This window comes from Helicobacter sp. 11-8110 (assembly GCF_003288905.1).
In the GTDB taxonomy this organism is placed as follows: Bacteria; Campylobacterota; Campylobacteria; order Campylobacterales; family Helicobacteraceae; genus Helicobacter_D; species Helicobacter_D colisuis.
Genome location: NZ_NHYL01000001.1, coordinates 243739 through 258056, shown reverse-complemented (window position 1 = coordinate 258056; position 14318 = coordinate 243739). Strand labels below are relative to the sequence as shown.

General features: G+C 35.0%; 10 protein-coding genes. All 10 read right to left on the bottom strand.

The window, feature by feature from the left end:
- Window position 1 precedes the first annotated feature (1 nt).
- Complete coding sequence (locus CCY98_RS01165) at window positions 2-700, bottom strand: VacJ family lipoprotein (RefSeq protein ID WP_112056776.1); 699 nt, start codon at window positions 698-700, stop codon at window positions 2-4.
- Window positions 693-2570, bottom strand: a complete 1878-nt coding sequence (dxs, locus tag CCY98_RS01160) for a 1-deoxy-D-xylulose-5-phosphate synthase (protein ID WP_112056775.1) — start codon at window positions 2568-2570, stop codon at window positions 693-695. The genes CCY98_RS01165 and dxs overlap by 8 nt, the downstream gene beginning before the upstream one ends.
- A complete protein-coding gene (gene fliH / locus CCY98_RS01155; RefSeq protein ID WP_112056774.1) occupies window positions 2570-3439 on the bottom strand; it encodes a flagellar assembly protein FliH in 870 nt (289 codons plus the stop codon). The genes dxs and fliH overlap by 1 nt, the downstream gene beginning before the upstream one ends.
- Window positions 3432-4466, bottom strand: a complete 1035-nt coding sequence (gene fliG / locus CCY98_RS01150) for a flagellar motor switch protein FliG (protein ID WP_112056773.1) — start codon at window positions 4464-4466, stop codon at window positions 3432-3434. Before fliG ends, fliH begins: the two co-directional genes overlap by 8 nt.
- 2 nt (window positions 4467-4468) lie before the next feature.
- Window positions 4469-6196, bottom strand: coding sequence for a flagellar basal-body MS-ring/collar protein FliF (fliF, locus tag CCY98_RS01145; protein WP_112056772.1), 1728 nt, complete (start codon window positions 6194-6196; stop codon window positions 4469-4471).
- Between the two features lie 10 nt (window positions 6197-6206).
- Window positions 6207-7304 carry a histidinol-phosphate transaminase gene (hisC, locus tag CCY98_RS01140; protein ID WP_112056771.1) on the bottom strand — a complete coding sequence of 366 codons (1098 nt, stop codon included), beginning with the start codon at window positions 7302-7304 and terminating at the stop codon, window positions 6207-6209.
- 77 nt (window positions 7305-7381) lie between these two features.
- Complete coding sequence (locus CCY98_RS01135) at window positions 7382-8809, bottom strand: hypothetical protein (RefSeq protein ID WP_112056770.1); 1428 nt, start codon at window positions 8807-8809, stop codon at window positions 7382-7384.
- A 97-nt stretch (window positions 8810-8906) separates the two neighbouring features.
- Window positions 8907-10166 carry a TolC family protein gene (locus CCY98_RS01130; RefSeq protein WP_112056769.1) on the bottom strand — a complete coding sequence of 420 codons (1260 nt, stop codon included), beginning with the start codon at window positions 10164-10166 and terminating at the stop codon, window positions 8907-8909.
- Window positions 10156-13275, bottom strand: a complete 3120-nt coding sequence (locus CCY98_RS01125; protein ID WP_112056768.1) for an efflux RND transporter permease subunit — start codon at window positions 13273-13275, stop codon at window positions 10156-10158. Before CCY98_RS01125 ends, CCY98_RS01130 begins: the two co-directional genes overlap by 11 nt.
- 9 nt (window positions 13276-13284) lie before the next feature.
- A complete protein-coding gene (locus tag CCY98_RS01120; protein WP_112056767.1) occupies window positions 13285-14313 on the bottom strand; it encodes an efflux RND transporter periplasmic adaptor subunit in 1029 nt (342 codons plus the stop codon).
- Between the last annotated feature and the right edge of the window lie 5 nt (window positions 14314-14318).

The window sequence follows — 14318 nt, the reverse complement described above, 5'->3', positions numbered from 1 at the left end:
GTTACTCCTTGATTAATTCATTTCTAAATTGCTCATAAGCATTTCTCATTAAGATATAAGAATCTAGACCATCTCTTCTAATTGTATCAATGGTGTCTTTGTGTCTTGCAGTGTAGTTAAATTCTTTTAAGGTGTAAATGGCGCTCGAAGTCCAAAAAGAATCAATATAAGTAGCAGGATAAGCAAGAGCATTAAGAGGCATTGCAAGAATGTCGCGAAAATTTGAGGGACCAAGTAATGGCAAAACAAAGTAGAATTCTCCATCAAGCCCCCATTTCCCAAAGGTGATTCCAAAGTCAGAACGCTTAGAATACAAGCCATTTGGGGTTGCAATATCTAAGATTCCTCCAATTCCAAAGGTGCTATTAAGCGAGAATCTTGCAAACTCATTACCTGCTTCTTTAAAATGTAAAGTTAATAATTGCGAGAGAAAACGCAAGGGGGAAGCAAGGTTGTCAAAAAAGTTATAAATACCAATTCTTAATCCAAGTGGAGTAACGGCGTTGTAACTCTCTAGGGCAGGGCTAAAAACATAATCATAAATCCCCCAATTGACATTGCTCATAAAGCGATTATAAGTTTCAAAAGGATCGTTGATGGCTGTTGAAGCGTATTCAGATTCAAATTCATTTAAAAAGTCATCTTGCGCAAAAATGGATTGTGAAAACATAAAACACAAGAAAAATAAGATTTTATACATTTTCTTTTCCTATGATCTTTAAAATTTCTTTGGCAATATTTTGCGGATTAGCTCCCATTAGAGATTCTATTTCTTGTGTTATGCCATGAGGAATAAAAGTATCTTCAAATTCAAAAGAATGAATTTTGATTGAAAGATTGTAATTTTGGGCTAGGGTGCAAAGTGATTCGCCAACTCCACCCATTTTGGCACTATCGCTAAAGATAAACCAACAAGAATATCTTTGTCCAAGATTCTGTAAGGACACTTCATCAAGTGGTTTTAGGAATCGTAGATCTACTATGCCACATTCTAGGTTTGATTTTTTTAGAATCTGAGCACATTTTATAGCTCTACCAACCCCATTGCCATAACCAATAAGTAAGATATCGCTTTTAGCTTCTTGTAAAATCTCTAGTTTGCCATAGATAAAAGGAGTGGGCTGAATGAGATTATCTTCAAGCAAAAATGATTTTCTAGGATAGCGGAAAGCACAAGGTCCATCAGAAAAATCTTTTGCAAAAGTAATGGCTTCTTTTAAAGTAGCATTATCGCGTGGTGCAAAAAGTGTAAAATTAGGGATTATTTTAAGATAGGCAATATCAAAAACGCCCTGATGAGTTTCTCCATCTTCACCCACAATTCCTGCGCGATCAATAGCAAATTTAACTGGCATTTTCATAATGCCTACATCATGGATTAGCTGATCAAAAGCGCGTTGCAAAAAGGTGGAATAAATAGCAACAAAGGGCTTAAAGCCTTCTTTTGCCAAAGAGCTTGCTTGTGTTGTGGCATGTTGTTCAGCAATAGCAACATCCCAAAAGCGTTTAGGAAAGTGCTTGATAAGTAAATCAAGCCCTGTTCCGCTTGGCATTGCTGCGGTGATACCCACTATTTTTGAATCATTTTGTGCGTATTCTAAAAGCGTTTGTGCAAAGATTTGAGTTGGGCTTTTGGAAGTTGATTGTGAAAGAGAAACTCCCTTTTGCATATCAAAAGGACTCACACCATGCCAATGTTCTAAATGACCTTCTGCATAAGGATAGCCTTTGCCTTTTAGTGTTTGAGTATGCACTACAATAGGTTTTTTTAAATTTTTGGCAAGTTTGAATACATTGATTAATTCTTTAAGATTATGTCCATTAATAGGACCAATGTATTCTAACCCAAGTTCTTCAAAGAGTAATCCTGGGGTGATAAGTTTAAGGGATTCTTCAAATCGTTTAGCTAGGTAAGTAGCATTTGGCATTTTGTTAAAAGCATTACTCACTTTTGATTTGATTTTTTGAATAAAACTTCCTGCAATGACTTGGGAAAGATACTTACTAATTGCACCAATAGGCTCTGCAATACTCATTTCATTATCATTTAAAATAATAACCATAGGATATTTTCTATCACCTAGCTCATTAAGAGCTTCATAAGCTAATCCAGCGCTCATTGCGCCATCTCCAATTAAAACAACGGGAATATTTTTAGAGTGATTAAGTAAAAAAGCTTTTGCTACTCCTACTCCAAGGGAGATAGAAGTGGAGCTGTGTCCTGCTATGAAATAGTCGTGATTGCTTTCTTGAGGTTTTGTAAAACCACTAATACCATTGGTTTGACGCAAGGTTTCAAAGCTATCCCAACGATCTGTTAGAAGTTTGTGCGCATAAGCTTGGTGGCTAACATCAAAAATAAAAGGATCATTTGGCGAATCAAAAACACAATGCATTGCTATAATTAATTCTACAGATCCTAAACAGGAGCTTAGATGACCACCATTTTTGGAGACAACCTCTAAGATTCTTTGGCGTATAGCCTGTGCCAACTCATTGAGTGTGATATAATCATCCTCGTTAAAATTATCTTTTTTTAAAATTTCTAAGTATTTTGGATCAAGAGACATTAGAATCTACTTTCTAAAATGGATTTTTTAAGGGCTTCAAAACGCATATAAATATCTCCATCAATATTGCCTTCATTACTTAAAATAATTACACCTCCTTTGGCGATTGCTGGATCTCCTTGAATGCTTACATTATTTAAATCTTGCAATGTTTCTTTTAGCTCTTCTAAGTCCCCTGGGAAAACTTTTAGTGTAACTTGTGTATTTTCTGCAAGATTTTGCAGGAGATTTCTTGCTAGAGAAGTAGCGATTTTAGCGCTATTAGTATTGACTTCATTGGTGATGACTTCTTTGGCGATGTCAAGTGCGATAGAGCTCAATTCTTTCTCAAGATTAATAATGTGATTTTTGGCATTACTAATATGCTCATCAATGCGTTTAATGCTTAAAGAATAAAGCTCTTTTTGGCTATTGATTTGCGCTTCTAATTCTTGTTTGGCTTTTTGATAGCCTTCATTAAATCCTTGTTCTTTGGCTTCAGCTTTGGCTTCAATAACTTTTTGGCTAATTTCTTTTTCTTGTTTATCAAATTGTTCTTGGAGTTTTTGCAAAGATTGCGCTAGAACATCACTCTTCTGGAGAATCTTATCAACAACCTCTGTTTCAAAGAGTTTGAGTGAAGGAGCTACTTGAACTGGTATTTCTTCTATTTTTTGCACTTCTTGAATTTGCTCTTCTGATAAATCTTGAGATATAGGAGAGGTTTGTGATATAGTTGGTTCTGGCTCTTTTTGTGCAAAATCTTTTTTTGTATCTAAAGTTTGTTGTTTTTTGGCAACTTCCATATTTCTAAAACTATATTTTTGAATATCGTGTTTTGATTTTCTTTCTTCTGTGATGATGTTTTTGTGTTCGTTAATGTTATTCAATGGTATCCTCTTGTTCGCCAATTTGTATTACGCCTTGTTCAGAGAGTGATTGCACGGTTTCTACAATTCTTCTTTGTGCAGCTTCAACATCTTTAACCTTAACAGCGCCTAAAAATTGCATTTCTTCTAAAAACTGATCACTAGCCCTTTGAGACATATTGGACATAAATTTTTGTTTAAGCTCCTCTGGAGAAGCTTTAAGTGCTAGAATCAAGTCTTTTTTATCGACAATTTTTAGAATCTCTCTAATGGCGTTATTATCAAGCTTTTCAATATCTTCAAAGGTAAACATCATTTCTTTAATCGCACCTGCTAATTGATCATCAATTTGTTCGATATAAGCAATAGTTGCCTTAGCGGCTTTTTGACCTAAGCGGTTAAAGACTTCTGCAACAGCACGCACACCACCCACTTCTACTTTGTAGCTTGTAAGCGATTCGAGTTTATTTTCCAAAACGGTTGAAACGCGCTTGACAACATTGGGTGAAATATCACCAAGATTAGCCATACGAATGGCGATTTCTGCACGCAAATCATCTGAAAAGAAACTTAATGTTTCTGCAGCATTAGTAGGATCCATATGTGCAAGAATTAAAGCAATAGTTTGCGGATGCTCGTGAATAATAAAGTCTGAAAGTTGTTGTGGGCGCACACGCGAAAGATAAGCAAAATTCTGTGAAGATTGCATTGATTTTGCAAGTTTATCCAAAACTCTTTTGGCAGCTTCTGGACCTAGTGTGCGATAGAGTAATTCTTTAGCATATTCAAAACCACCTGTTGAAATGTATTGATTGGATTGAAAAATAGCATAAAATTCTTCTAAAATAGCCGCAGCGATAGTTTTATCTACACCGGAATTTTGGGCGATGTATTTTGAGATTTCAGTAATAGAATCTAAGTCAAGATGCGAGAAAACTTCCCCAGTAATTTCATCACCTAACTGAACTAATAAAATAGCAATTTTTTCCGCCATAGAGAATTCGTCATATTGCGCTTGTTGTCTCGGATTTAATGTGATAGATGGCATGATTATTTACCTCCTCTTGGCGCACCAATACTATCAATTCCTAATTCATCATGCACCAAAGTTTGAAATAAATTGGCTAATTCGGTTGGTTTTTCTTGGGCGATTTCACGAATTTTTTCTAAAAGAACTCCGTATTTAACTTCATCTTCATTGCTTCCATTGCCAAAGCCAAGTTGATCTTCAATGCGTCTTCTAACTTCATTAAGTTTATCACTACTTTCTTCTTCATCTTCATCAATCTTAAGAAGCGATTCGATTTCTTCTTCTTCATCAGCTTTGGCTTCAAGCATTCTCTCGCTGAAAGGCAAGATGACCTTTTTGTAGAACAAGAATAAAATAATCCCCACAATGACATACTTAAGAAGCGGCATAAAAGGTGCAAGTAGATTTTGTGTAGTTTCTAAGAAACGCTCTAGCGGAGTTCTAGCCTTAAAGCCTGAATTTTGTCCATTAAGCTGGAAGTTGCTTACAGAGACTTCATCGCCCCTTTGTTCGTTAAAGCCAATAGCTTGTCTTACAAGTGCAGAGATTTGCTCCATTTCACCTTGGTTTAGTGCGGTGTATTGTAGCTGTTCAACGCCATTTTCATCAAGTTGTTTTAGGTATTTACCATCAACAACTACGGCTGCAGAAAGACGTCTAATTGTGGCAAATTCTCCTTTGATATTAGAGATAGTTTTGCTAATTTCATAGTTTGTAGTAGTTTGTGATTTTTCATAGCGTTCTTTATTGTCTTCATCTTCTAAACCTTGGATAGGTCCGATATTGCTGACTACTCCTGGGACTCCACCTATTTCTTTGGGCTTAAAACCTTCGCGTTTTTCTTCAAGGTTTTGTTCGCTTCTTACGACATTGCTTGGGTCATAGTATTCTTGTGTGCTTTCTTTTTGAGCAAAATCAAATTCCGCAGTTACCTTGGCTACCACGCCCTCTCTTCCACCTGCAATAGGAGCTAGAATATTGATAATCTTTTCTTCCAAAGATTGCTCAAAGTTATTTTTATAACGCAATTGCGCAGCAGCTAATTCCCTTGCGCCACCTAGCTCATCTAGTTCGCTAAGAGGCTCACCTTTTTCATTGACAACTTCCACATTTTCAATGGTTAAATTAGGCACTGCAGAAGAAACAATATTTTTGATACCGGAGATTTGCTTAGGGGTAAGAGTTTGTGCTGGTTTGAACGCTAAAACAACAGAAGCAGTAGGTGGAGTTTGCTCACTTACAAAAACGCTTCTTTCGGGTTGCGCAAGATGCACGGTTGCTTTTTGGATTGGAGAGAGACTTTCAATAGTTCTTGCAAGTTCTCCCTCAATGGCGCGGAGGTATTTGATTCTCTGATCAAAATCTGTGGCGCCAAAATCTTTTGTATCAAAGATTTCAAAGCCTACTTTGCTACTTTTTGGAATCCCATTGCTTGCAAGTTTCATTCTTTGCTCATAAACAAGCTCTTGTGGGATTAAAATTGTATTGTCCTTAGGGATGCGATAAGGGATTTTGTCTTGTTGGAGTTGCTGGATAATTAACGCTCCATCTTCTGGGCTAACTCCTTCAAACAAAACAGCATACCCCGGATACATTACCCCAGCTTTATTGTTCATAGAATTCCAAACAATCAAGCCCGATATAAAAGCAACAATGGCTACAATAGTAGCTAAAATAACAATTTTTTGTTTTTTATTAAGGCGTTTGTAAAGGCTTCTTATTTGTTCAAATAATACTTTTAAATCCATTTTTTACTTACTATCCCAAGAATTCATCAAAAAGAACAAAAAAGCGTTGATTCTGACTTTCTGTCCCAATGGTAATACGAACAGCATTCAATCCATAAGAAGCAAGATTGCGAATAATCATTCCTTTTTTGAGAAGATAATCAGCAATAAAAGTTGAATCAAGTGGTTTTTCAAAAAGATAAGTAATGAAATTCCCATAAGATGGAATGTATGAAATACTTTTTTTATTGGCGTAATCTTCATAGAGTTTCATTTGCTCTAAATTGTTTTTGGTAGTTTGCTTGATATGTTCTTGGTCTTTTAGTGCTTCAATGGCAGCTGCAAGAGAAAGGGTGGTGATATTAAAGGGCGGACGCACTTTTAAGAGTGCTTGTATGATTTCTTCCATGGCAATTCCATATCCAACTCTCATACCGCCTAATCCATAAGCTTTAGAAAAAGTTCCTAAATAAATTGTATTAGGGAAACTTTGAATGAGTTCTTTTGGATTAATGGCTTTGCTTGTGTCTTTGACTTTTGCGTATTCTTGGTAGGCACCATCAATAATTACAAGTGTTTCTGAATCGATTTTACTTAGAAAATCAAAAATTTCATCTTTGCCTAAACACTCACCTAAGGGATTGTTTGGGACGCAAAGAAAGATGATAGATGGATTGTGAGTTTTATAAAGTTCTAAAAACTCTTTAAGGTTATGAAATTGGCTTTGTGCTTTGATGATAGTTGCACCCACCATTTTAGAGTAAATTTCATACATTGCAAATGTGGTTTTTGCCATTAAGACTTTGCTATTTTTATTAGCTTTTGCGTGGATACAGAATTCAATGATTTGATCGCTTCCTGCTCCAATAATGATTTGCTTTGAATTGACTTGATAGTGTTTGCTTAAGCCTTCTTTTAAGGCAAACATTGAATCATCTGGATATAAATGCGCATTTGCGGCATTTTTTGTAATTGCTTCTATGGCTTTTGGACTTGCACCAAGCGGATTTTCATTGGAGGCAAGTTTAACAATATCTTTTGAAGCGATACCAAATTCTCTTACAACTAACTCTATTGGCTTTCCAGCTTCATAGGTCTGGATTAAATCTAAAGTGGAATTAAAAGTCATATTCAAATACCCTAAAATAAAAAAGTAAAAACTATTTTGCTATTGTAGCAAAATTTCTATTAAAGAAGTTTGGGATTTTATAAAATCATGCGCATCATATCAATAAATTGATCTACATCTCCTTGGGTGATAAAATAAATAATTCCCTTTTTCTTAGCATCTTCCATAAGAGATTTATCGAAGTTTTTAGGCACAATAGCGCAAAAATTGATTTCTTTTTCTGCTTTAAAGGTTTGATAATATTTTTGGATAAACTCTAAAAGGCTCATTTCATTGACTACCCATTCCATCACAATAACATCATAATGAGATTGTAAAGTTGGATTGAGATTGTTTTGGGGTTTGTTAGAGGTTGTAATCTGTAAATCATTGTCAAATTTTTTTAGGTATTCTTGATAGCGCTTGCTATCTTCTTTTGAATTTTGGATTAGTAAAATATTTTTTTTACTAAAAGCTTCTAAGTATTTAAGCAAATCAAAAAGTGATTGTGTTTCTTTGCGAATTTTTGTTTTATCAAGACTTCTAAGAAAGTATTTTAAAAAAGTCTTTGAGCTATAAGTTCCTGTGATACCTGCTTCAATAAAGAAACGCCGAACACTTAAACTTCCCTTAGCTCTTTGCCATAATAAAAAATCTAAGTCAAAAGCTTTAGTGTTTAAGAGCTTGATAAAATCTGTTTTAAAAGCTTTGATGAGTGGGAGATAGCCTTTTAAAAAAGGTTCATAGAATTTATCATAAAATTCTTCCTTAGCCTTAGTGATTTTAGCTAATTTCTCCTTTTGTAAGGAAAGATAATGGAGTAAATCAACATATTTTTTACGAAAATTTTTAAGATAAGATTGTGCTTGGATATAGTTTGCGGAGTTTTGATCATTGCGTTTGGCAAATTGTTCTTCAAGTCTTTTAAGTGCCTCTCCCATAGAGACTTGTTGTATTGTGGCGCTTTTGATGATAGATTGTGTGGTTTGAATGAGTTCTTCAGTTTTAACATATTCAATTTGCTTTGCTAAAAAAATTTTTTCATAAGAATATATGGGAGGATAAGAAGCTTTTTTTATAAAGATTTCATAGGTTTTATCCAAAGCAGTTAGTTCGGATTTGAGATTGCTTAAAGCAAGGTTTGGAATCGTGCTATCTAGTTCAAAGAGATCATTATAAGCTGTGAATAAAAAGCGTTTAATGCGTAAAAAATCTAATTCTTTTTTGGATTTAATATCTTTTTGGTAGCGTTTGATAATATCTTCAACTCTCCCATAATAATCATAAATGCAATCTTTGATGCTTTTGGTTTGGTGGATTTCAAAATTTTCTTTAATGAATTTTGGTTTAACAAAGATAACTTCTTTAGAATCAGAGACTTCAAATTCAACTTCTCTATTAGGTGTTAGTTCATCTAATTTTCCTTTCCAAATATGTAAATCAAATTCGTAGCGGCGCTTATTGTTGGCTTGTTCAATTGCTCCGCGTTTTGTTTTGGCATTAATGGCAACCAAATAACCTGTCATTTATCCCTCACTCTAAGTGAATTAAAAAAATGTCTAAGAAACTATAATTTTAACTTTTTGTAGATTTTATCTACCTTAAAAAAATATTAAGGAAAAATCAATTAGTAACTTGTGGAGTTTGTGTGATTCTTTCGATTTCTGCCAAGGCTTGAAGAATCGCATAGCGATTTAAAACCACATTAGTTCTTGCTTGAGTTAATAAATATTCTGCATCTAAAAAGTCGCTGGTGCTTTGGATTCTCTCTTTGTAACGATTTTGGGAAATACGATAGTTTTCTTCAGCTTGAGCAAGAGCGCTTAAAGCGACTTTGTAAGCATTTAGTGAGAGATTGTAGGTTTCTAGGGCGGAGAAAAGTTGCAAATCTAAATCTTCTAATAAAGTGATTCTTTGGCTCTCAAAGGCAAGTTTATTGACTTTAGTTGATTCTAAGGTATATTTGTCGTTAAATCCATTAAAAAGATTGAGATTAATTTGCAGAGTAATCATTGTTTCGTCGTTATATTTATTAGTTCTTTTAGTAAGCTTGTAATCCTCTCCATAGCGCATATAATCTCCAATAACATTGATATTAGGTAGGAAATTCCCCTTAGCGCTTTTAACCAAGTAATCTTTGCTTTGGATTACTGAATCTAAAAAAAGTAATTCAGAGCGTTTTTGATACATTAAATTTTTGAGTGTTGATTCTATGAGAGTAGGTTGGTGAAGTCTAAGTTCAACTAAATCTTTTAGGTTAATTTTAGTGCGCGTGTAGCGTTCAAGATTTTTTAGAGAATAGGCTAGATTGCTTTTAGTGCTTAGTAGGGTTTGAATAGAGTTATTAAGCTCAACTTCCACTTCTAATAAATCATTTTTGGGAATCAAGCCCACTCTATAAAATTCTGCACTTTCGCGCCTTTGTTCTTCTAGGAGTGCTTTGGATTGTTCAGCAACAATGACATTTTGCTTTTGTCTTAAGACATTGATATATGCGGTTTTAACAAGCAAAATAATATCTTCTTTAGTAGCTTGGAGTTGGTGTTCTTGCGCTTTTGAGAGAGATTTGTAACTCGCAAGATTATAATAATCACTCAAACCATTAAAAAGATTTAGCTGTATGTTTGCACCTAGATTCCCTGAAGTTTTTCTAGTGCGTTGGCTTGAGATTCGGTTGGTTCTATCAGTTGAATAAGTGGCATTAATAGAGGGGTAAAATGGGCTTTGATAGGTTTTGTAATTGTATTGTGCTTCTTGCAAAAGAAATTCTTGCTCTTTGATAGTATGATTTGCTTTGAGTGTTAAATCAATCGCTTCTTGCAAAGTAAGAGAATAGCCAAAGCTTATAAAAAAGCATAAAGAAAATAGTGTTTTAAGCGACATTTTTTACCTCTTTTTTGATGAAAAATGAAAGTAAGCAAGGGATTAGGAAAATAGTAAGAAATGTGGATAATCCTAATCCGCCTAAAATAACCGCTCCAAGTCCCCGATAGATTTCACTACCAGCGCCTGGTGCGATGACAAGTGGTAGCATACCAAAAAGTGAAGTGAGTGTGCTCATATAAATAGGGCGAATCCTAACTTGCACTGCATTTAAAATAGCTTCTTGATAATCCATACCATAAAGTCTAATATTGTGTAAGGATTGATAAACAATTAAGATTGCATTATTGACCACGGTTCCTACAAGAATAATAAAGCCAAGCATAGTTAAGACATCTAAGGGTTGGTCGGCAATGAATTGATTAGTAAGCCATAATCCCAAAATTCCTCCTCCAAGGGCAAGTGGGATTGTAAAGAGAATAATCAAAGGATAAATAAAATCTTCATATAAAGCAGCCATTAAAAGATAGGTAATAAAAACAGCCAAAATAAATCCTCCCTCCAAAGCTATTCTAATTTTAGTGAGTTGATTAGCAGTTCCACTTAGGGTGATTTTATTGTCATTTAAAGCACCGCTATTTTTTAGCTTTTCTAAAACTTCGCCTTGTATGATTTCCATTGTTTCTTGAATCGTGATATTTTTGGGAGGATTGATTTGTAGAGTGATTGTTCTATCTCTCTCTAAATGTCGAATCTCATTAATCCCATATTCTAATTTTTGGATTGCTAGAGAGGAGATAGGCAAGATTCCACCTTCTGGAGTATAGATTGAGGCATTATAAAGTTCTTCTGGGGAAGTGATTTGTGATTGCTGGGTTTTGAGTATGAGATCAATTTTTTCTCGCCCCTCTTCTTTGTATTCAGAAATTTTTCTCCCATCCATTAACACATCAATAGTAACTCCAAAACTTCGTGCATCTAAGCCTACTGCTTTTAGTCTTTCGTTGTTTGGGTAAAGATTTATTTCAGGATAGAGCATTTCTAGGCTTGGGCGTGGTGAAGTTTGGGTTTCTTTGCCTAAGGTTTCTAGGGTAATGCGTTGAAGCTCTAAAGCAGTAATGATAATTTTGTCTAAATCTGTGCCACTAATATCCACATCAATGCTTCTGCCTTGCCCTCCACGCCTTTCAAAAATACCTTGTTGGGAAGCACTGCCTGTGATGCCTGGGATTTGAGCCATACAAGTTTTTGCTAGAGGAATTAACTCACTTGCTCTTGTTTCTTCAGCAGAACGCATACCAAATTGTATATTTGTTTCATTGGCAAAATAATACATATTTGCAATAGGGGGTAAAGTAGCACTGCCTTGATAACCGCTAGAGGCATAGTAATCTTTAAGGCAAAGATAGAGTGTTTGTCCAATTTTAACGCGTTCTTCATAGGATAAACCCGGCGGGGGATTGAGTTTGGCAAAGATGAAGTTTTGATTTCCTTGGGGTAAATATTCCATTTTGGGAAATAAAAAATAAGCAAAAGCAATGGAGATAAAAGTCAAGCTTGTGATTGTTAAAATTTTATTTTTTGTATTTTGCATTGACTTATTAACAAAAAACATAATCCATTTTACACAATAATTACCAAACTCTACAAATTTCTGCGTTAAAAGCAGAAGGAATTTTGGTGGAGTTAAGCTAATGGTGCGTTTATTGACTTGATAGCTTAGAGTGGGAATAACAAGCACAGAGACAAAAAGAGAAAGTCCCACAGCACTACTTGATGCAATGGCAATATCGCGAAAAAGTTGTCCGGCTTCTTCTTGAACATTGATAATAGGAATAAAAATCGCCACAGTGGTTAAAACCGAAGCAATTAGTCCGCCAACGACTTCTGTTGTCCCATCGCTAACAGCTTGAATAGGAGATTTTCCCATTTTTCTGTGGCGATCAATATTTTCTAGCACCACAATAGCCGAATCAACTAACATACCCACTGCAAAGGAAATCCCTGCTAGAGAAACAACATTTAGTGTTCTATCTAGGGTTGCCATAATAATAAAAGTCCCAAATACACTAAGAGGCATTGAGATTGCAATAATAAGCGTGGAAGTAATGGAGCGCAAAAAGACAAAGAGAATCCCACAAGCTAGGAATGCACCCACTAAAATATTGCCTTTTACTAAATCAATAGCTTGTGTGATATAGTTTCTTTGATCGCTAACCCATTCTAGTCTTAAACCCTCTTTTTTAAGAATGTCTTCATTTAGATTTTTAAAAACTTCTTCGACTTTATTGGTTAATTCAAGTGTATTTGCATCAGCAGTTGGTTTAATAAAGATATTAAGAGAATTTTGCCCATTATAAAAAGAAACTGCCACTTTGTTTTTAAAGCCTTCTTGCACTTTTGCAACATCGCTGATTTTAACTCTTTTAACTCCATCGCTCCAAATGATTGTTTCTGCAATCATTTCTGGTGTTTTGTATTCAGCAGTAGTTCGGATTCGATAGGCTTTTCTTCCATAGTTCATTGTGCCTGCGGAAATGTTTATGTTTTCTCTCTCTAGGGCATTAATAAGTGTATCGATAGTCAAGTCATAAGCAGCAAGTTTTTGATAATCTAAAATAATATGCATTTGCCTATCATCACCGCTTGGAAAAAACACTTCAGCCACTCCATCAATGCGTTCAAAATACTGAATCACCTTTTCATTAAAAAAAGTTCGGTATTCTCGAACATTTTTAGAATCGCTTACTAAAGACATTCTAATAATTGGAGAGGTATCATCACCTGTGGCGCGGATAATAGGTCTATCTATATTGTCAGGATAGCCTTTGACTTCATCAAGTTTATTACTCACATCAAGCAAGGCTTCTGTGAGATTTGTGCCAATATTAAACTCTAAAGTAATATTAGCTCTTGAATTTCTAGAGCGTGATTCTAAGGAAACAAGATTATCAATTCCTTTTAAGACTTGTTCTTGTCTTTCAATAATTTCTCTTTCAATTTCATAAGGCGTTGCACCATCCCAAGTTGTAGAGATTGAAATAATCGGGCGAGTTACTTTGGGGGTGAGTTGGTAGGGCATTGTTTTTAGGCTTAAAATACCAAAGAGTGTAACAAGAATCATTCCAACAATAACGACAACAGGGCGATTAATAATTTTTTCTACCATTTGGTTACTCTAGTTATTATTTTCTTTAATGGGTTGATTATCTCTTAATCTCTCAAAGCCTTGAGTGATTACTCTGTCTTTTGTGGAGAGAGTGGCATTAACAGGTGTGATAGAAGCGTTTAAGCCCTCATAGCCATTGACTTTAATAAATACTTGTTTTGCCTTATTGTCTTTAATAATAAAAATACAATCTCCATTTTGAGTAGGAAGTATAGAATCTCTAGGCACTAGAAGGCTTTCTTGGGATTTAGTGATATTGAGATTTGCTCTCACTTCTAAGCCCTCAATTAATTCGCCCTTTTTATCATCAATGGAGAGTTTGATAGGAAAAGTTCTTGCTTTGGAATCGCCCAATGGAATAAGGGCGATAATTTTAGCAGAATAGGTTTTATTAGCGATATTAACTTGCACTAAATCGTCGATTTTTAAAGAGCGCAAAATGCTAAAGGGAACTTCAATATTAGCTTCTAGTGGGCTTAGTTTGGCAATATTAAAAATACTTGCACCAGCACTTACCCATTCGCCTTGTTTAAGAAGTCTTTGGAGTATTACGCCATCATAAGGGGCTTTGAGAATTTTTTTATCTTTTTGGGCTTTTAAGTGTTCTAAATCTGCGGCAATTGATTCTGTGTTTCCCTCTTGGGCTTGGAGATTAAAGAGAGCATCTTCGTATTCTTTATAAGCAATAGAATCACTCTCATAAAGGCTTTTGTAGCGTTCAAAGTCTTTTTTGCTCTTTTTTAAAAGTGCGGTGGATTGCTTAAGCAGGGATTCTTTGGCTTTTATTTCTTTTATAAGCAAGTCGCTATTGAGTTTTGCTAGGGGTTGTCCTGCAGTAATCTTTTGCCCCTCTTGAACAAAAAGCTCTTCAATTACTCCAGAAACTTCAGAGGCTAGTAAAGCCCTTTCGCTAAAATAAAGCGATCCCACATAAGTGTGGTTTTGACTTAAGAATCCACTTTGTATTGGTTGTGAAGTAACAAGGATTTGTGAAAATAAAAAAAATGGAAAAAACAATAATAGCAAAATCCTGCTCATTAAAA